The organism is Inquilinus sp. KBS0705 (assembly GCA_005938025.2).
In the GTDB taxonomy this organism is placed as follows: Bacteria; Bacteroidota; Bacteroidia; order Sphingobacteriales; family Sphingobacteriaceae; genus Mucilaginibacter.
On the sequence record VCCI02000001.1, the window covers coordinates 380,345 to 398,366 of the forward strand.

20 protein-coding genes are annotated in these 18,022 nt (G+C 41.0%); 9 read left to right on the forward strand and 11 right to left on the reverse strand.

Annotated features, from left to right (window positions below; translation table 11 throughout):
• Nucleotides 1–68 precede the first annotated feature (68 nt).
• From FFF34_001745 to FFF34_001755, 3 genes are all read right to left on the reverse strand, one after another.
• Nucleotides 69–500 (reverse strand): hypothetical protein, encoded by a 432-nt coding sequence (locus tag FFF34_001745; protein TSD66149.1) that lies wholly within the window; start codon nt 498–500, stop codon nt 69–71.
• A gap of 91 nt (nt 501–591) precedes the next feature.
• On the reverse strand, nt 592–936 hold the full coding sequence (locus FFF34_001750; GenBank protein ID TSD66150.1) for a hypothetical protein: 345 nt from the start codon (nt 934–936) through the stop codon (nt 592–594).
• Between the two features lie 147 nt (nt 937–1,083).
• Nucleotides 1,084–2,325 (reverse strand): DUF2264 domain-containing protein, encoded by a 1,242-nt coding sequence (locus FFF34_001755; GenBank protein TSD66151.1) that lies wholly within the window; start codon nt 2,323–2,325, stop codon nt 1,084–1,086.
• 91 nt (nt 2,326–2,416) lie between these two features.
• Here FFF34_001755 and FFF34_001760 point away from each other — a divergent pair, with 91 nt between their 5' ends.
• A complete protein-coding gene (locus FFF34_001760; GenBank protein TSD66152.1) occupies nt 2,417–2,776 on the forward strand; it encodes a hypothetical protein in 360 nt (119 codons plus the stop codon).
• 460 nt (nt 2,777–3,236) lie between these two features.
• On the opposite strand, the gene FFF34_001765 is transcribed toward FFF34_001760, so the two are convergent.
• Together FFF34_001765 and trpS are read right to left on the reverse strand one after the other, a co-directional pair.
• Nucleotides 3,237–3,851, reverse strand: coding sequence for a deoxynucleoside kinase (locus FFF34_001765; protein ID TSD66153.1), 615 nt, complete (start codon nt 3,849–3,851; stop codon nt 3,237–3,239).
• A gap of 113 nt (nt 3,852–3,964) precedes the next feature.
• Nucleotides 3,965–4,960: a tryptophan--tRNA ligase gene (gene trpS, locus FFF34_001770; GenBank protein ID TSD66154.1), complete on the reverse strand. Its 996-nt coding sequence runs from the start codon at nt 4,958–4,960 to the stop codon at nt 3,965–3,967.
• Between the two features lie 40 nt (nt 4,961–5,000).
• On the opposite strand from trpS, the gene FFF34_001775 reads away from it, so the two are divergent.
• From FFF34_001775 to FFF34_001785, 3 genes are all read left to right on the forward strand, one after another.
• A complete protein-coding gene (locus FFF34_001775) occupies nt 5,001–5,753 on the forward strand; it encodes a 1-acyl-sn-glycerol-3-phosphate acyltransferase (GenBank protein TSD66155.1) in 753 nt (250 codons plus the stop codon).
• Nucleotides 5,728–6,018 carry an Asp-tRNA(Asn)/Glu-tRNA(Gln) amidotransferase subunit GatC gene (gatC, locus tag FFF34_001780; GenBank protein TSD66156.1) on the forward strand — a complete coding sequence of 97 codons (291 nt, stop codon included), beginning with the start codon at nt 5,728–5,730 and terminating at the stop codon, nt 6,016–6,018. Before FFF34_001775 ends, gatC begins: the two co-directional genes overlap by 26 nt.
• 123 nt (nt 6,019–6,141) lie before the next feature.
• The gene (locus tag FFF34_001785) at nt 6,142–6,909 is read left to right on the forward strand and encodes an ABC transporter ATP-binding protein (GenBank protein ID TSD66157.1); all 768 of its coding nucleotides are present in this window, start codon (nt 6,142–6,144) and stop codon (nt 6,907–6,909) included.
• A gap of 8 nt (nt 6,910–6,917) precedes the next feature.
• On the opposite strand, the gene FFF34_001790 is transcribed toward FFF34_001785, so the two are convergent.
• The 3 genes from FFF34_001790 to FFF34_001800 form a co-directional block, all read right to left on the reverse strand.
• The gene (locus FFF34_001790; protein ID TSD66158.1) at nt 6,918–7,535 is read right to left on the reverse strand and encodes a hypothetical protein; all 618 of its coding nucleotides are present in this window, start codon (nt 7,533–7,535) and stop codon (nt 6,918–6,920) included.
• 161 nt (nt 7,536–7,696) lie between these two features.
• Complete coding sequence (locus FFF34_001795) at nt 7,697–8,485, reverse strand: hypothetical protein (protein TSD66159.1); 789 nt, start codon at nt 8,483–8,485, stop codon at nt 7,697–7,699.
• Between the two features lie 46 nt (nt 8,486–8,531).
• Nucleotides 8,532–9,536, reverse strand: coding sequence for a hypothetical protein (locus FFF34_001800; GenBank protein ID TSD66160.1), 1,005 nt, complete (start codon nt 9,534–9,536; stop codon nt 8,532–8,534).
• A gap of 198 nt (nt 9,537–9,734) precedes the next feature.
• Here FFF34_001800 and FFF34_001805 point away from each other — a divergent pair, with 198 nt between their 5' ends.
• The 4 genes from FFF34_001805 to FFF34_001820 all read left to right on the forward strand — a co-directional run bounded on the left by FFF34_001805 (nt 9,735) and on the right by FFF34_001820 (nt 11,295).
• Complete coding sequence (locus FFF34_001805; GenBank protein ID TSD66161.1) at nt 9,735–10,283, forward strand: cob(I)yrinic acid a,c-diamide adenosyltransferase; 549 nt, start codon at nt 9,735–9,737, stop codon at nt 10,281–10,283.
• Nucleotides 10,284–10,366: 83 nt separating this feature from the next.
• Nucleotides 10,367–10,588, forward strand: a complete 222-nt coding sequence (locus FFF34_001810) for a DUF2795 domain-containing protein (protein TSD66162.1) — start codon at nt 10,367–10,369, stop codon at nt 10,586–10,588.
• Between the two features lie 240 nt (nt 10,589–10,828).
• Entirely contained in the window at nt 10,829–10,975 is a 147-nt protein-coding gene (locus FFF34_001815; GenBank protein TSD66163.1) for a lmo0937 family membrane protein, read from the forward strand.
• A 173-nt stretch (nt 10,976–11,148) separates the two neighbouring features.
• Entirely contained in the window at nt 11,149–11,295 is a 147-nt protein-coding gene (locus FFF34_001820) for a lmo0937 family membrane protein (protein ID TSD66164.1), read from the forward strand.
• Nucleotides 11,296–11,332: 37 nt separating this feature from the next.
• On the opposite strand, the gene FFF34_001825 is transcribed toward FFF34_001820, so the two are convergent.
• Together FFF34_001825 and queA are read right to left on the reverse strand one after the other, a co-directional pair.
• On the reverse strand, nt 11,333–12,043 hold the full coding sequence (locus FFF34_001825) for a 2-C-methyl-D-erythritol 4-phosphate cytidylyltransferase (protein TSD66165.1): 711 nt from the start codon (nt 12,041–12,043) through the stop codon (nt 11,333–11,335).
• A gap of 136 nt (nt 12,044–12,179) precedes the next feature.
• Nucleotides 12,180–13,229, reverse strand: coding sequence for a tRNA preQ1(34) S-adenosylmethionine ribosyltransferase-isomerase QueA (queA, locus tag FFF34_001830; GenBank protein ID TSD66166.1), 1,050 nt, complete (start codon nt 13,227–13,229; stop codon nt 12,180–12,182).
• Nucleotides 13,230–13,433: 204 nt separating this feature from the next.
• Here queA and FFF34_001835 point away from each other — a divergent pair, with 204 nt between their 5' ends.
• The gene (locus FFF34_001835) at nt 13,434–14,681 is read left to right on the forward strand and encodes an FtsX-like permease family protein (GenBank protein TSD66167.1); all 1,248 of its coding nucleotides are present in this window, start codon (nt 13,434–13,436) and stop codon (nt 14,679–14,681) included.
• On the opposite strand, the gene FFF34_001840 is transcribed toward FFF34_001835, so the two are convergent.
• Nucleotides 14,682–17,951, reverse strand: a complete 3,270-nt coding sequence (locus FFF34_001840; GenBank protein ID TSD66168.1) for a PAS domain S-box protein — start codon at nt 17,949–17,951, stop codon at nt 14,682–14,684.
• Nucleotides 17,952–18,022: the final 71 nt, after the last annotated feature.

Consider the following 18,022-nt stretch of genomic DNA (forward strand, 5'->3'; position numbering starts at 1 on the left):
GGACTAACGAGATATTATAGATCCGGACTTAGCCTGGTATAAGACACAAGTGTCAGCATGCGCATATTTTAAGTATTTATAATTATCATTATTTTTTTTCTATTATTTTGAATATTAATCTCTCTAATGATTTCTTGCATAATTTTGAATTCATTTTTTAAAGTACTCTCAAAATAATTTCTTTTAAATAACAAACAAATCCCTTTAAATTCTAAAAAATTGTTTGACGCATCATTTAATCCTTCTTGCATTGCATCCCAATTTAAACTGTGCATTGTAATTAATCTCACCTGGTAATATAACGCTTCAAGTAAACTATTTTTATCAGATATTTCTAAAAGATAATCGTCTACGATAACAGCATAATAAAATTTTTTTGTCAAAAAATACTTAAGTAAACGCAAATCAGTATTTATTTCTTTTGAATAAATAATATATATCTCTTCATCATTTACCTCTTCAAAAATTTTTCTAAAAACGCTATTGCTATAATCTTCCATAACGGCAATTTAGTGATTTAGTGGGATTGTACTTTCGTATTGATTGGGAGTTAGAAAATACTCGCCTTGCCCCTAGTAAAATTTGCAGGGTTCAATGCCAATCAAACCCACAAAACCGACATTGTTTAGCTTCGGGTGTACGGGCGAGTTTACTGCAATTGGGGCATAAGTTAAAAAACACTTTGTCTGCGTTATCCCTCAAAATTTTTCCGGCACAATTCAGAATAAACTGCACATACCCCTCGCTCAGGTAATTTAACACCAGCGGGTCGTCTGTTAAGCGGCCTGTCTTTAAATACATTTTGGTTAGCTGCTCGCCACCCTCTGATTTAATTGTATTACGGTGGTGCTTTAATGCCATTTTTTCGGAGTCAGGTAGCAAATGGCTATAATAGGTGATAATGTAATCTGCTTTTTCTATAGTAACGCCATCCATATTATAAAGCTACAAAACTTTCTTTAGTGAAAAAGTGGTATCACTTATTTTATCAATGTCGATGTTAAATTTGAAACATTCAAGTCCAAGCCATTTTCTCTTATTGTCGCACACGTATCTCAATAATAACCAATAAAAGCCAACCCTCTAATATTTCAAATCCAGCGCATGGTCGGCGGGTACGTCCTGGCCGGTCCATATTTTAAGGGCTGTCCAGGGTTGGGGCGGGGTGCTCCAAAACTCGTTGGTTGCGGGCAGGCCAAGCGGTAAAAATATATTGCTGCAAATGTAAAGGCTGCCGGTGGTGATGTAAAAATCGGCCAGGCCGGGCTGCGCGCCATACAGGCCAATGTTTAGCCAGCCATTAGCAGTAAAAGTGTTAGGCGCATCCAGCGTTTTTTTAATTACAGCGGTTAAAGCCTCCCTAACCTGCGCGGGTGTAAGCGATGCCGGCAGTTGCTGTTGGCAGGCCTGGTTAGCCAAATGATGAAACACGCCCCCGCGATACACAATAGACCGCCCGGTTGCCGGGTAGCTGCCATCGGTATTAATAAGCCGTTCCTGTATCTGGGCATAGCGCTGCGCTATCAGTTTGGCTTTTGCGGTTTCGGTGCCGTATGTTTTTTGCTTTTGGTTAACCACTTCCAGTATGGCGGCAAGGTAGGGCTGTATCACAATGCTGTTGTAATAATCTGCATGAAAATCCATCCCGTCCGAGTACATACCATCACCCACATACCAGTGTTTGGTAAACTCGCGCACAGCAAACTCTATCCGCAGGGCATCGTAAGGCAGGTCGTATTGATCAAAAAAGGCCTCTATAACCCCGCTGAACAATATCCAGTTACTATATACCGGTACGGTGCTGCGGGTTAATAGCAGGGCGGAAACTACCTGCTGCTTTACCTTATCATCTAAATGCTGCCACAGCCAGGGCGACCTGATGAGTGCCAGTGCCATAAACGAGGCATCGACCAATGGCTGGCCGCCCTGCCATTGCAGGTAGTCTTTTGCCTGCGGGTTTACAGCGTTGGCTATACCGGCGAGTGCCCAGGCACGGTACTGGTTGCGCAGTTTAACTTCGTCGGCATCGCCTCCATCGGTTTGCAGCCAGGGTGCAATGCCGCTTAGCGTGCGCCCGAAAGCCTCTAAATAGGCCGATTGTATGCGCCCATTCTTATTATCGGTATTGGCGGCTACCTCAACCTTCATGTTTGCCTTTAACTTATCGGCGGCAATGTTTAGCATTACGGGCCTTGCCACCTTATCCATATAACGCAGCCATAGCTGGCGGGTGCCCTGTGTTTGGGCCATGTTACCTTGCGCCAAACAATTACAGCATGTAACAATAAGGCAAAGTAATATGAACGATTTTTTGATAGATAGCATAGCAGCGAGTGTATTAATGGATAGATATATTTGCAAGCCTAATTTGATGAATATAAAGCGAATAAATAAATTTGATTTATATCTTTATGTAATGATACGTAATGTACTATCGGTTATTGCCGGCTATATGGTGTTTGCTGTAAGCTCGGTAATGTTGTTTAATTTAACCGGGCAGCCGCCACACCAGGATGCGCCCCTGAGTTTTAAATTGATCACCCTGTTTTACGGGCTATTCTTCGCGATAGTAGCCGGCTGGGTTTTGCAGCTTATTGCCAGGCAGCAAACTCTGCGGTTGAATTATGTTTTGGCGGCGGTGATATTTTTGCTGGCAGGTATATCCATGCTCACTTCGGGCGGTAGCCACTGGACACAGTTGTTCGCCATGTTTATCTTTGCCCCGGCGTCTGTTTTGGGCGGATATTTAAAATTGTTGTTAGTGAAGAAGGATTAAAGGTTACTGTACTTCCTGTCTTCGCTCCGTCGACTCACCCCGACATCACTTCGTTCGTCGACCCTCTCTCCGCTTTGCGGAAAGAGGGTGAATAAAGAAAAATAGAGCTTAAACCCTCTTTGCGCAGCAGAGAGGGTCGCCCAGCGAAGCGTAGGCGGGGTGAGTCAACTTACCGCCCGGCATACTTTGCGATTTAATTTCAGGATGATCACAAATATACCGGTATCATTTTAAAGTTTTCGTGACACCAATTTGTCACAACCATGCCGCCATAAAAAATGAAAACTTTTTAAGCCCGCGCGCCCTTTTTACTTTTTTATATCGAATATTTTTGTTATATTTAGTTGGCACACACCAACAAAAAAATGTAATTTTCCACAGCTAACCCAGCAAAAAAGTGGAATAAATTTAAGCTAAGCAAACAAAATAAAGAAGGGTGGTTGCCGCACCCCTATAAAATTTAAAACAATCCGTTTATCTCGCGCTCTATGGCTTGCACAATGGTGGCCATATCGTCGGTATTATTGGCAAAGTCAAGGGTGTCTTTGTCCAGTATCAGCAGCTTACCCAGCTTGTAGTTTTTAATCCACTTGTCGTACTTTTCGTTCAGTTTGCTTAGGTAGTCTATACGTATACCTATCTCATATTCACGGCCCCTGCGCTGTATATTGTTAACCAGTGTAGGCACCGATGCCTTTAGGTAAACCAGCAGGTCGGGGGGCTTAATGTACTCGGTAATGTTATCAAACATGCTTTGGTAGTTCTCGTAGTCGCGGGTTGTCATCAAGCCCATATCGTGCAGGTTCTCGGCGAAAATGTAGGCATCCTCGTATATGGTACGGTCCTGTATAATGTCGCGGCCACTCTTCTGTATTTCAATGATTTGGCGGTAGCGGCTATTCAAAAAATATATCTGCAGGTTAAAGCTCCAGCGCTTCATTTCGCTGTAAAAGTCTTCCAGGTAGGGGTTGTTGTCAACGGCCTCGTACAAGGGGTCCCAGCCGTAATTTTTGGCCAGCATTTCGGTGAGTGTGGTTTTACCGGCGCCTATGTTGCCTACGATAGCTATGTGCATGTTATAAAGTGTTTGGTTCGTGGTGGTTAATGGTTCATAGATATCATCCGCGATCCAAATTACCTGCCCTGCTAATATACACTATGCACCTTTATGCATCAAGCACCTTTGCCTTAAAAATTACGGAAACCTATAATTTCGCGTACTTCCTTTATGGTTTTGGCTGCGCTTTCGCGGGCCTTGGCTGCACCAAAACGGGCTATCTGGCGCAAATAAGGCGCATCGGCGGCTATATCGTTTATACGGTCGCGTATAGGTGCGGTGGCTATGATCATATCTTCGGCAAGCTGTTTTTTCAAGTCGCCGTAGCGTATAGCGCAGGTATTGTACAGGTTGTCAAAATGCTCGTAAGTATCGGGTGTCGATACCACTTTTATCAGGTCGAACAGGTTTTGTATCTCCTGTGGCTTAGGCTGATTATCCTGTGTAGGGCCGCCATCAGTAACGGCACGCATTACCTTTTTACGGATAGCCTCAGGCGTATCCGACAGGAAAATGGCATTACCTTCACTTTCAGATTTACCCATCTTGCCTTTACCATCAAGCCCGGGTATCTTAACCAGGTTTTTGCTGTATGAGAAGGCATAAGGCTCGGCAAAGTACTCGCTGTTATATAGCCTGTTAAAGCGGTTGCCAAAGGTACGGGCCATTTCCAGGTGTTGTTCCTGGTCTTTACCTACGGGTACTTTTGTAGCGTGGTGTATCAATATATCGGCAGCCATTAATACCGGGTAGGTTAGCAGACCGGCGTTAACGTTATCGGGGTTAGCGCGTACTTTGTCTTTAAAAGAGGTACTGCGTTCCAGTTCGCCGGTGTAGGCGTTCATGTTAAGATACAGGTATAGTTCGGCTACCTCAGGTACATCGCTTTGCACATATATAGTTGCTTTTTCGGGATCGATACCGGCGGCAAGGTACTCTACCAACACCTGCTTAACGTTACCGTGCAGGTCGGCAGGTGTAGGGTGAGTGGTTAACGAGTGCAGATCGGCTATAAAAAAATAACACTTATACTCATCCTGCATTTTAATGAAGTTTTGAATAGCTCCATAGTAATTACCCAAGTGCAGGTTCCCGGTAGATCGTATACCACTAACAACAGTTTCCATAATGGGGCGAAAGTAAGGAATTTTTCTATTTTTGAGGTTGATGAAAATGATATTGAAAAAAGTACACCTATACCTTTACCAGGGCAGCGTGGGCTTTTTCTACTTTTTGTTCTGGCCGTTTATGTACTACTTTTCACGCGAGCCGAAGCGGTACAGGCATTTAAACAAAATGCGCCGTATATGGGGATTGGTTAGCTCGTTTTGCGTGGGTATAACCTATAGCTTTGACTATGAACAACGTATAGATTGGAGCAAAACCTATATAGTTTGCCCTAATCATACTTCAAACCTTGATATAACCACCATGAGCCTGCTGGTTAAAAGTAACTGCTGCTTTATGGGTAAAGAGGAACTTGTAGACGGCCTTGTTACGCGTTTGTTTTTTAAAACAGTGGATATCCCTGTTAACCGCGAAAGCAAAATAGCATCGTTCAGAGCGTTTAAGCTGGCTATGGAGCGCCTGCAGCATAATATGACGGTAATTATTTTCCCGGAAGCTACTATACCCGATACTTACCCGCCCGAGTTACATTCCTTTAAAAATGGCCCTTTTCGTATGGCTATCGAACTAAAGGTGCCCATTATACCGGTAACATCGTTAAATACCTGGCAAATTTTATGGGACGATGGGTATAAATATGGCTCAAAGCCGGGTACTTGTAATATATTTGTACACCAACCTATTGAAACAGCGCATTTAACTATTGATGATGCCGATGCCCTGCGAGACCAGGTACGCAGCATCATCAGCAATAAAATTAACGAACATGACCATAGACGAACAAACGGTTGATAAAATAGCACACCTTGCCCGCCTTAAGCTTGATGCTGACGAAAAGCAGGAAATGATAGCCGATATGAACAAGATATTGGGTTTTATGGATAAGCTGAATGAAGTTGATACTACCGGCGTAGAGCCATTGGTATACATGACAACCGAAACCAACGTTTTACGAGAAGATGTAGTAAAACAGGATATTACCCATGAAGAGGCATTATTAAACGCCCCCGACCATGATAAAGACCATTTTTTGGTGCAGAAAGTGATAATCAAATAAAAGTAATACAGTGGAGTTGAGGTTATAAAGAATAAGGAAATCTTGATTCCTGACTCTTGATATCTTTTCTCCAATACAAGTGTAACATTTAGTACCACTGTATTGTCAAAGTAAAAAAAACGGATGAAGCCAACTGTTACCACAAAGGAAGAACCTCTTATTATTATTAAAGATATTGGCCGTAAATATGTTATTGGCGCCGAGATTATACATGCTATAAAATCGGTATCGTTAACTATAAATAAGGGCGAATTTGTGGCGCTGATGGGGCCTTCGGGTTCTGGGAAATCAACCCTGATGAATATTTTGGGTTGCCTTGATACCCCTACCAAAGGCGAATACATCCTTAATGGCATAAACGTAAGCCATATGACCGATAATGACCTGGCCGAAGTGCGTAACTCCGAAATTGGCTTCGTTTTTCAAACATTTAACTTATTACCACGTAACAGCGCTTTAGATAATGTTGCACTACCTTTGGTTTATGCAGGCATCAGCAAAGAAAAACGCAACGATCGTGCCCGTAAAGCATTGGAGAATGTTGGGCTTGGTAACCGTACAGATCACCGCCCTAACGAATTATCGGGTGGCCAGCGGCAGCGTGTGGCTGTGGCAAGGGCTTTAATAAACGACCCCTCAATTATTTTGGCCGATGAGCCCACCGGTAACCTTGATACCAAAACATCTATCGAAATTATGGGCTTGATGGAGGATATTCACGCTAAAGGTAATACCATTATACTGGTAACACACGAGGAGGATATTGCCATGCACGCCCACCGTATAGTACGTATGCGCGATGGATTGGTTGAAAATGACTACCAAAACCCCAATATACAAACCGTTAGCCGCCGCGATGCCAAAGCAGAAGCTGCCGAAAAAGTAGATTAATCAATTTCTTATTTTATTGCAGATACCCTGGCTACAAATTCGGCCAGGTAACAGGCATGCTTTGGTGCTATAGGTTTGCGGTTGCCTATGATAAGGGTATGTTCAATAATCTCTATCACAATATCGTTATCTTTAATAGCCATTACCGCATCTCTAAATTCTTGTGTCATGGCAGTTTCTGCTTTATGGCGATCATCTGTTAACACATAAAACCGCCTGCTAAAGGGCCTGTCTTCTTTAAAGTCAAGTTCAATGGGATGTATCACCTCCAGTACTTTATCCACTAATGTTTCGTGACGTATTAACACCCTGCCAAAATCGTGCTTTAAATAAGTTAAAGCCCAGGGTTGATAGTAATGATGGGTAATCGGCACCTTATGATTGCCGGCTTTAACATCCATTTCTAAAAACAACATATAGCTATCGCCGCAAAGTTTTTTAAGCGCAAAAACATCCCGTATATTGATATTTTGATAATGCCTGAATGCCTCAAACTGCTCTAACTGAAAATCAATATCACCGGGAATTTCAACGCGATAGTTATCTTTAAGTTCGCGGCAGGTAGCATCAAATTCATCAATATGCTCATCTGTTAGGCCAACGGTGTCAAACAAAAATGTATTCATAGGGCGGGCTTGTATCAAAAGCTAAGATAATAAGAATTGATTAGTCCGCTTCTTTTGATTTACAGATTTTTAACCCATATCCGCCACCAGTACCATTTCCCGGCCTTTGCTTTGCCGACATCAAAATGTGCCACGTCAAAATTTCCGCTGCCTTGTTTTACTTACCACCATTTTGCATTTTCAATTTGTTTGGCATGGTCAACTAATTCTTTGTTTGACGACCAAAGATCACGAACACTTTGCCATCCATTTTTTAAATATTTGTCACTCGGTGAAAATTCTCCGGCTCCAATATCAAAACCTGTAGAATATGGTATTCTGTAATCTCCCCAATTACACTTTTTTACAATTTTATGGTTGTAACATATCCATTGCCCAACAAATTCATTGTTTGAATAACCATCCGCATAAGAATGTAAATCATCGTAGCAAACCTTATGCTTTTTATTCAAGTAGAATCCGGATTTAAAACTGCCTTTAAATATTCCCGTATGTTCTTGTATGTTATTTTCTCTTAAAACATAATCGCCAACAATAACATATATTCCTTTAATACCTTTGTTTTTGTACTCATCATCAACTCCATAATACATTTGTTTTACTGACCTTATATTTGAAATTTTAATTGTGCCTTTAAACTCGTCTATATTTCCATTAACCTTCGATTTTCCATAAACATTGTAAGTATCAGCCAGTAATGAATCTTTCTGTATGGATATCAATTTTATCCTGATGCGTTGGAAATTATTCCCAATAAAGCCATACACATAAGAATTGTTGGTAGCGGTGAATATGTGAGAAAAATCGTACTGTGAAAACTTTTCTTTAAACTCTTTATTTGAAAATAGAGAATTTTTTAATGCTTCATTCTTAAATTTACTTGCATCAGATTGTGAAAAAGAAAGAAAGCATTGCGTTACGAAAATGGCAGTAATAATTGATCGTTTCATTAAAAAAGTTAGTGTTTGTTAAAACTATCAATAAATCCTAAATTAATCAATATTTATAAGGTTCCATTTTGCCGCAGCTGCAGGCACAATTAGGGTCGGTTATGCCCAGTTTGGTTAAAAAGAATTGGTAAAAGCCTATACGGTCTTTCATGCTGTAGTTGTCATCGCCTTTGTTGCATTCCAGTTCGCCATTCACAATATTAATGGTCATCCCAAAGCCTGGCAGGCGGCCTTTAGCTTTGTCGGCGGCACTTGGCTGCCACTTTCCGATCATTACATCGTGCGCCGATGGTTTATGTGTTTCGGGGGTCATCCAAAAATAAATAGCTGTTTTAAAAGCCACCACCGGGTCGTTTTCTACCAGTGCAGGGTTGTCAAGCAGTACATGCCTGTTGCCAAATATACAATCGGATGCATAGCCGTAATTGCCATTATAGCTTATTTGCATTGGTCCGCGGCCATAATATTTTTGCCCTTTTACAGGCGGATATTCGTCGCTATCACTTATGTAATTAAGGCCGGTGTTATCTTCATGTATAAGCATTAGGCCATCGGTGTAGCTTTCATTGCGGCCATGACGGGTTTCGTGGGCTATTTGTGCAAAAAAGGCAGCTAATTCTCGTTTATTAACTGTAGCATCGCTTTCGGTGCAAAAGCTACCATAGTCAACGTTGTAGGTGCTGTCGGGTTTTACTTTTGCCCAGGCTTCGTTCCAATCGCCATCCTGGCGCACTATCGAGTCTTTTCCGGTGCTTTTATCGGTACGGATGAATTGGTATACCGACACCGCCCTGCGTGTAACCTTAACCTTTATTTTGGCCAGGTTGTCAACCGCTTTTATAAAGGCTTGGTAAGTATAAAATTTATCACGTTCGGGAAAAAGCGCGTTAAATTGTTGCTCGCTTATAAAAGTACTGAATGATGGTGTTGATTTGGGTGCTGCAGCTTTTGTGTCACCCTTACTGCTATTACCACCGCAGCTAAAGCTAAGTAACGATATTGTGATTATACTAATAAAAGCCAGCTTTGCTGAGGATAGGATAAGTTTCATGATGCGAAGTGCTATGTATTTTTGAGGCACAATTTTTACTAATTAAAACAATTTTTACAAATGATATGCCGTATACACCTAACTAACGGCAATAACAGCATTTAAGTTGCTGTGGTTTGTAAAATTAGCGAATTAGCAGCCAGTATTAATTTCGTGAAATTGGTGTTTTTCATACATTCGTGAAATTCATGTTTGATTATGAAGATATACACCAAAACAGGCGATAACGGCTATACCTCGTTAATAGGGGGTACCCGCGTGCCCAAGCATCATTTACGTATTGAGAGTTACGGTACCGTAGATGAGCTAAATAGCTATATTGGCCTTATAAGGGACCAGCAGTTGGCTGATTATGATAAAGATATATTAAAGCAGATACAAGACAGACTGTTTACTATAGGTTCCTCGCTGGCGGCAGATCCTGAAAAATCGCGAATGGTGATACCTGACCTGCATACAGAGGATATTGAACTGCTGGAAAGTGAGATGGACCGCATGAACGAAACCTTACCAGAACTGAAGCATTTTATTTTGCCGGGTGGTAGTAATACTGTATCTTACTGCCATATAGCACGTTGTGTATGCCGCAGGGCCGAACGTTTGAGTGTTCACCTGGCCGAAGAAAGCAAGGTTGACGAAAAAGTGAATATTTATCTGAACAGATTGAGCGATTACTTGTTCACTTTAGCACGTAAGGTAGCACACGATGATAAGGTACCTGAAAATGAGTGGATACCACGTTTATAAAAAAATTACAAAAAAATAATAATAATCAATTTAAAAATATTATACTTTTGCGAAAAAGTATATTTACCAATTAATATAAAAACATGTATTGGACACTTGAATTAGCATCGCACCTGGAAGATGCACCATGGCCGGCAACAAAGGACGAATTAATAGATTACGCTATACGCTCTGGAGCGCCTGTAGAGGTTATTGAGAACCTGCAAGCACTTGAAGATGATGGTGAACCTTACGAAAATATAGAGGAGATTTGGCCGGATTACCCTACCAAAGACGACTTCTTTTTTAACGAAGACGAATATTAAACTTCGCAATAAAAAATTGAAAAGCCCGCAAGATACCTTGCGGGCTTCTTTGTTCTGTCCCCTATAAGATTTTGCGTTTTTTTCGTTATTTTTTGTTTTTATTGGTTTTATTTCGCCGGGTAGCTTTTACTAATATAAAATAAATTTTTACATGGCGAAATACTTTAATATTTTTTTGGAATGATTTTAGTACAAGGGTTAACACATTCAACTAAAAACTTTAACAAAAACATTTACAACATGAGAAGCTTATTGTACATTATCGCAGTTATCCTTGTAATAGGATGGGCATTCGGATTTTTCTACGCCGGTTCTGGTAACATTATCCACGTTTTATTAGTAATAGCCATTATCGCTTTACTATTAGGTGTTATTAGGAGAGCCTGATGCAGGTAAGCAATATTATTTGCTTTTAGCTACAAAATAATATTATATACTATACACTTATAAAAAGCCTGTGCTAAAAGCGCAGGCTTTTTTAGCGTAACACCTTTTTGGAATGATTTTAGTATGACAATCAGAAACACAACTAAAACTTTAACAAACAAAAACACAGTATCATGAGAAGTTTACTATACATCATCGCAGTTATCCTGGTAATAGCCTGGGTATTCGGGTTTTTCTTTAACCATGCTGGTAATATCATTCACGTTTTGCTGGTGATAGCTATTATCGCCTTGTTATTAGGTGTTATCAGGAGAGCCTGATAAAATATTTTTAACTCAAAAAGGCCTTTAGCTTAAGCTAAAGGCCTTTTTTGTTAATAAGCGCTTCGGCAATAATAATATCATCGGGGAAGGTTATTTTAATATTACTATAGCTGCTCTCTATCAGCGTTATTTTAACGCCCGATTGCTCAACTACCGAGGCATCATCAGTAAAATGTTGGTTATAAGGCTGTTTATAAGCGTTTATTAATAGGGCCGACTGAAATGTTTGCGGGGTTTGCACCAGGTATATGCCCTCTCGGTTAAGACTTACTGAAGTATCCTCGCTTACTTGCCTAACCGAATCGCGGCTTTTAACGGCCGCTACGGCACTTCCGTGTTGCGCGGCACATTGATATGCCTCATCAATAATAGTGGCTGTAACCATCGGCCTTACGGCATCGTGTACAGCAATTAGCACATCTTTATCGGTAATCTGGTCAATTGCATTTTTTACAGAATGGAAACGCGTTTCGCCACCCGATATTAAAGTATGGGCTATGGTAAAGTTGTGTTCAGTGCAAAGCTGCTTCCAAAGCTGGTGGTACGAGGCATGCAGCACCAGTATGATATACGGTGATGAAGCGCTGTTTTTAAATGCCGATAGCGTATGCATTAACACCGGCGTACCGCAAAGCAACATAAACTGCTTGGGCAATGCCGACTGCATGCGACTACCCGAACCACCGGCTACTATAATGGCGTACGTTTTTAAGAGATTAGAGGTTGGAGGATGGATGTTAGGCATTTTTATTTGTAAAGGGCATTTGGATTTGTAATATCATAAACAAATCTAAAATAAAAAAGAGATATGAGTTTTACCCATATCTCTAATATAATGTTGGATAGTTTAAACTATCCTCTTATCTCTAACTTCTAATCAATTAGATGATCAGCATCGCGTCGCCGTAGCTATAAAAGCGGTATTTCTCTTTTACAGCAACTTCGTATGCGTTCATTACATGCTCGTAACCACCAAATGCGCTCACCATCATCAACAGTGTCGATTCGGGAGTGTGGAAGTTAGTAACCATGCTGTTAGCTATGCTAAAATCATAAGGAGGGAAAATGAACTTGCTGGTCCAATCGTTAGCGGCCTTTAAAGTTTTACCGGCAGATACAGCCGATTCAACCGCACGCATAGATGTAGTACCAACGGCGCAAATACGGCTTTTTCTTTCGATAGCTTTATTTACAATATTGGCTTGTCTTTCTTCGATAATAAATTGCTCCGAATCCATTTTGTGCTTGGTCAGATCCTCCACCTCAACCGGGCGGAAGGTGCCTAAACCAACGTGCAGGGTAACTTCAGCAAATTCAACGCCTTTTAGTTCAAGGCGTTTCATTAGCTCGCGGCTAAAGTGCAATCCGGCAGTAGGGGCTGCAACAGCGCCTTCGTGCTTGGCAAATATGGTTTGGTAGCGTTCTTTATCTTCGGCAGTTGCTTTGCGTTTAATGTATTTTGGCAGTGGTGTTTCGCCTAATATTTCTACGTTACGTCTAAATTCTTCATCGGTACCGTCAAACAAAAAGCGGATGGTACGGCCACGCGATGTAGTGTTATCTACCACTTCGGCAATTAACAGGTCGTCATCGCCAAAGTATAGTTTGTTACCAACACGTATTTTACGTGCAGGGTCAACCAATACATCCCAAAGGCGTAGTTCTTTGTTTAATTCGCGCAGCAAAAACACTTCAATGGTGGCACCCGTTTTTTCTTTATTGCCATACATGCGTGCCGGGAACACTTTTGTATTGTTCAGGATCATTACATCCTTGTCGTCAAAATAATCCAGTATATCCTTAAATATTTTATGCTCAATTTTACCCGAGTCGCGGTGTAAAACCATTAAACGAGACTCGTCGCGTATGTCTGACGGTGAATGAGCAATTAATGATTCGGGTAAATTGAATTTAAATTGGGATAATTTCATGCTTATATATATGAATTTTCAGGGCGCAAATGTACGGACTTTTTATTATTTTCCCCGCATTTTTTTGTATTGCACATATTTGGCCCTGTTATATTAAATAAAAAAATACTGTAACTTAAGTGGCTAATAGTGGTCTAACCGTTATGGTTTTTAAATATTACAAAAACCAAACCACTATTAGGCCCGCTCAAATCAATAATTGATATGATATTACTAAAACTTATCCGCGAAAGCTTCCTGTTTGCATATGATGCGTTAAGGCAAAACAAGCTGCGCACACTGCTTTCGTTATTAGGTGTAACCATTGGTATTTTTACCATTATAGCGGTATTTTCGGCGGTTGATACCTTGCGTAACAACCTGCAAAAAAGCGTTAATAAACTGGGCAGTAATAGTATATACATACAGAAGTGGCCATGGGTGGGCGAGGATAACTTCCCGTGGTGGAAATACCTGCAACGCCCGGTGCCTAAAATAAGAGATTTTGACCAGCTACAGCGCCGCAGCCAAACGGCTAAGGCCCTATCATATGAAATCAGCATTGATAACCGCACGGTTAAGTACCAAAGTAATACTGTGGATGGCGCCCAGATAGACGCCGTATCGCACGATCATGATAAAACATGGAACTTTGATTTTCAGGACGGGCGTTACTTTACGGATATAGAATCGCGCACGGGTGCGCCGGTAGCCATTATTGGTGCCGATATAGCGTCAAACCTATTTCCGGATGGGAATGCCGTGGGCAAGCAAATAAAAATTATGGGCCGTAAGGTTTCTATTATTGGCGTGTTCACCAAAGAGGGTAAAGATATGCTGGGGATTACCAGCGATAACGAAATACTGTTGCCTTTAAACTTTGCTAAAAACGTTATTGATATTGAGAATGAAAAGTATAACCCGCAAATAGTGGTACGTGGCTTAGATAATTTATCGGATGTTGAAGTGGAGAGCGAAGTACGAGGACTAATGCGATCGATACGCAGCATACGCCCGGGAGCCGAGGATAATTTCTCGCTTAATAAATCAACTATATTAACCAATCAGTTAGATTCCTTATTTACCGTGGTAAACCTTGCAGGATTAATAATTGGTGGGTTTTCGGTACTGGTTGGTGGGTTTGGTATAGCCAATATCATGTTCGTATCAGTAAAGGAACGTACAAACATTATTGGTATACAAAAGTCGCTTGGAGCAAAAAACTACTTTATATTATTACAATTCCTTGTAGAATCTATCGCTTTATGCTTAATGGGCGGATTGATAGGCCTTGGTGTGGTATACCTGGTAACATTTGCCGTTAAAGCCGCTATAGACATACAAATAGTGCTTGACATCAAAAATATAGTTATGGGTTTAAGTATATCTGTTGTAATAGGCATAATAGCAGGTATTGTACCGGCCTACTTTGCATCGCGGCTTGACCCGGTTGAGGCTATACGCACCAACTAACTATTCGGGCAGGTTTTGGGTAACAATGTTTTTGCGGTGTTTAGATACCTTTTCAAATAATTCTTCGGGCACAAAAGGCTTGGTCAAATAATCGCACATGCCGGCTGTATAAGCTTTGCTATGGGTTTCGGGCATAGCATCAGCAGTAAAGGCAATCACCGGTATATGCGGATGCGCGCGTTTAATAATAGCGGTTGCCTCAAAGCCATCCATCACAGGCATTTGCAGGTCCATTATAATCATATCGTAGGCTTTGCTGTTCACCATATCAACAGCTATTTGCCCGTTAACCGCCTCATCAACATTAGCCTGCCACTTTTTAAGAAACTTTGATGCTATAAGCAAGTTCATTTTATTATCGTCAACCACCAAAATGTGCATGCCATGTAAGTTTAGCGGCAATACCACGGCAGGCTTGCTTTCGGCAGGTGTAGCCACAACCGGCAACGCGGTATCAAAGTGAATAGTAAAGCTAAACTTTGTACCCTTACCCAAATCGCTTATTACATGTATACTACTTTTATGTAACTCAATAAGGCGTTTGGTAATAGCAAGGCCCAAGCCTGTGCCGCCATAGTTATGTGTAGCAGCATGCGGCTCCTGCATAAACGGATCAAAAATTACGGCCAGGTTTTCGGCCGCTATGCCAATACCTGTATCGGCTATTGCAAATTTAATGCTTACACTGCCGGAGCTAAGCTCTTCCTGAGTTAAACTGATGCTAACCTTACCTTTATGGGTGAATTTAATAGCATTGTTCACCAGGTTAATAATGATCTGGCCGAGGCGCACTTGGTCGCCAATTAAAAAGTCGGGAATGGTGTCGTCAATATGTAATTCAATATCCAGGTTCTTCTCAAGGGTTTTAGCATAAAACGATTGCCTTATGTTTTGTACCAGCTGGTGTATGTTAAATGGCGAATGGCCTAACTGCAGCTTGCCTGCCTCTATCTTATTGTAGTCTAATATATCATTAATTATAGCCAGTAAATTTTCGCCGCTAAACTTAAGGGTGCTCAAGTATTCCAGTTGCTCGGGCTTGGGGTTTTCGTCTAATAGCAGATTAGTGGTGCCTATTACCGCGTTCATAGGGGTACGAATCTCATGACTCATGATAGACAAGAATTCCGATTTAAAATGAGAAGAACGCTCGGCACGTTCCTTTGCTGATATCAGCTCTTGCCTTGCCTTTTGCTGTAATGTTATATCCTCGCCAATGCTGGTGGTTTCTTTAATGTGCCCGTTTTCGTCGTAGCTAACCGTGTTTTGCCAGCTTATAGTACGCAATTCGCCATCGCGGCAAATAATGGGGTTAATGTAATGGGCGTGTATGGTATTTTGTTTAAACCAGCCTGTTAAAATTTCGTGGTGTTCGGCTGTAACAAAGTTATCCATCCAGTTCATGCCCAAAATTTCGGTTTGGGTGTAGCCAAGCAAATTGGCCAGGTACCTGTTACAAAAAATAACATTGCCATCAGCATCTAACGAAACAGCTGCAAGTTTAATGGTTTCCAGTACCAGCCGGTACTTGTTTTCTGTGCGTTTATAGTCAATTTCGGCTTGCTTGCGTTGGGTAATATCTTGCAGGGTACCTATTATTTTGCGTACGGTACCATCTTCGCGGTACATTTGCTTCCCCGCAATAACACTAATGTATTTAATGTTGCCTTTTGGAGTGATAATGCGGTACTCGTATGATGTGCCGGTGGTATTGCTGTTGTTAAACAAGTGCCGGGCTATGTATTTGTCATCAGGGTGGATGTATTTTAAAAGCAGTTTGCCAAAGCGCGAAACGGCATCTATACCCTCTACTTCGTAAATAGAATTTACCTCGTCTGACCAGGAGAGGATGTTTTGCCTGGCATCCCATTTCCAGTTACCAATTTTGGCTATAGTTTGCGCCTCTAATAGCTCGGCACGGCTTATCTTAACGGCTTTTTCGGCAAGTTTGCTATCAGTAACATCCTGTATTATGCCTACAACGCGTTTTAAATTTCCATCATTATCTCTGTGCAGGTCGCCGCGCAATAATTTCAGATATTTTATATTCCCCTTAGGGGTAATAAATTTATGCTCAACACTGGTTTGGGTAGTAGTGTTAATAGCCTTAAAGTAGGCAGCCATACTTTCAAGGTCATCCGGGTGTACCCTGCTTATATAATATTCTTGTTTGCTTAATCCATCGGGTATAGTATCAATCTCAAGTATCTTAAATAGATTGTCCGACCAAAAGTTCTCTTTAGTTGCGCTATCGTACCACCAGTTACCTGTTTTAGCAATATCCTGTGCCTGCATCAGCAGCTTTTCATTTTCTTTTAGCGTATCGGCGCGCTTTTTTTGTTCGGTAATATCGGTTACGGCAACAGATACACGTTTGGTATAATTGCCATTAGTATCTAATACAGGTGTTATTTTGGCGGTAAACCAGGTGGGTTGGTCAAACAACGAAGGGAATTCTACTACGGCAGTTTGCTTAGTTGTTATTACATGGTCATAAGCCTCGTTAAAGGGCTTTGCTTTTTCATCTCCAACAACATCTTCTAAGGTTTTGCCAATAAACTTTGCAGGGGTTAAATAATCAGGCGATTGATTGCCGAACCATACATTAAGGCAAACCTTGTTTTCGTCTATTTCAAAAATGGTATCGTTAACCGAGCTGATAAGCGCATGCAGTTGTTGCTGGCTTTCGCGTAGTATTTCATCATTAAATAAAAGGGTTTTATTCAGGGCTACAACCTTTTCTACCGCTTTTTTAAACTGCTTTTGATAACTCATGCCTACCCAAAAAGACACAAAGGCAATTAACTTAAAAACCATTAGTAACACTACCAGCATAACTACCGACATGGCCGGGAAACTTGCCATGTAATAGGCTGTTACTACCGTAGCAATATTTAACAGGGTTATTGCGGCAAACTGCCTTGGTGTTTTACAAAATAAGGTAAGCGCAATAAATATTGTAATGGATGCAAAAAGATAGGTATGCTCAAAATTATTAATACTTAATAATAAACCGTTATTAATAACCATATATGAGCATACGGTTGCGTATACAAAACCCTTAAAAATAGCTTTATAGGTTGTAAACGATAAGCTTAAAGCGGCCAGACAAAAGCACCAGTTAATACCCCTTAGCCACAAAGGGTCATAAGTATTGTTATAGCATAAATAGTGAAGCGACGGACTGGCAATTAACAAGCCCAGGAGTATAAGCCTGTAAATTGTAATGTCATTTTCAACCAATAACAAGCTCTTGTCTTTAACCGACATAAAGGGGGGCTATATTTTTTTAGTATTTGCGCCAAACAAACATGCGCAAATATATCTTAGTTAATAACAAT

Bases quoted from the DNA above. Each gene is read 5' to 3' on its own strand.
- FFF34_001745 (TSD66149.1), bottom strand. From the start codon at position 500: ATGGAAGATTATAGCAATAGCGTTTTTAGAAAAATTTTTGAAGAGGTA.
- FFF34_001750 (TSD66150.1), bottom strand. From the start codon at position 936: ATGGATGGCGTTACTATAGAAAAAGCAGATTACATTATCACCTATTAT.
- FFF34_001755 (TSD66151.1), bottom strand. From the start codon at position 2,325: ATGCTATCTATCAAAAAATCGTTCATATTACTTTGCCTTATTGTTACA.
- FFF34_001760 (TSD66152.1), top strand. From the start codon at position 2,417: ATGATACGTAATGTACTATCGGTTATTGCCGGCTATATGGTGTTTGCT.
- FFF34_001765 (TSD66153.1), bottom strand. From the start codon at position 3,851: ATGCACATAGCTATCGTAGGCAACATAGGCGCCGGTAAAACCACACTC.
- trpS (TSD66154.1), bottom strand. From the start codon at position 4,960: ATGGAAACTGTTGTTAGTGGTATACGATCTACCGGGAACCTGCACTTG.
- FFF34_001775 (TSD66155.1), top strand. From the start codon at position 5,001: ATGAAAATGATATTGAAAAAAGTACACCTATACCTTTACCAGGGCAGC.
- gatC (TSD66156.1), top strand. From the start codon at position 5,728: ATGACCATAGACGAACAAACGGTTGATAAAATAGCACACCTTGCCCGC.
- FFF34_001785 (TSD66157.1), top strand. From the start codon at position 6,142: ATGAAGCCAACTGTTACCACAAAGGAAGAACCTCTTATTATTATTAAA.
- FFF34_001790 (TSD66158.1), bottom strand. From the start codon at position 7,535: ATGAATACATTTTTGTTTGACACCGTTGGCCTAACAGATGAGCATATT.
- FFF34_001795 (TSD66159.1), bottom strand. From the start codon at position 8,485: ATGAAACGATCAATTATTACTGCCATTTTCGTAACGCAATGCTTTCTT.
- FFF34_001800 (TSD66160.1), bottom strand. From the start codon at position 9,536: ATGAAACTTATCCTATCCTCAGCAAAGCTGGCTTTTATTAGTATAATC.
- FFF34_001805 (TSD66161.1), top strand. From the start codon at position 9,735: ATGAAGATATACACCAAAACAGGCGATAACGGCTATACCTCGTTAATA.
- FFF34_001810 (TSD66162.1), top strand. From the start codon at position 10,367: ATGTATTGGACACTTGAATTAGCATCGCACCTGGAAGATGCACCATGG.
- FFF34_001815 (TSD66163.1), top strand. From the start codon at position 10,829: ATGAGAAGCTTATTGTACATTATCGCAGTTATCCTTGTAATAGGATGG.
- FFF34_001820 (TSD66164.1), top strand. From the start codon at position 11,149: ATGAGAAGTTTACTATACATCATCGCAGTTATCCTGGTAATAGCCTGG.
- FFF34_001825 (TSD66165.1), bottom strand. From the start codon at position 12,043: ATGCCTAACATCCATCCTCCAACCTCTAATCTCTTAAAAACGTACGCC.
- queA (TSD66166.1), bottom strand. From the start codon at position 13,229: ATGAAATTATCCCAATTTAAATTCAATTTACCCGAATCATTAATTGCT.
- FFF34_001835 (TSD66167.1), top strand. From the start codon at position 13,434: ATGATATTACTAAAACTTATCCGCGAAAGCTTCCTGTTTGCATATGAT.
- FFF34_001840 (TSD66168.1), bottom strand. From the start codon at position 17,951: ATGTCGGTTAAAGACAAGAGCTTGTTATTGGTTGAAAATGACATTACA.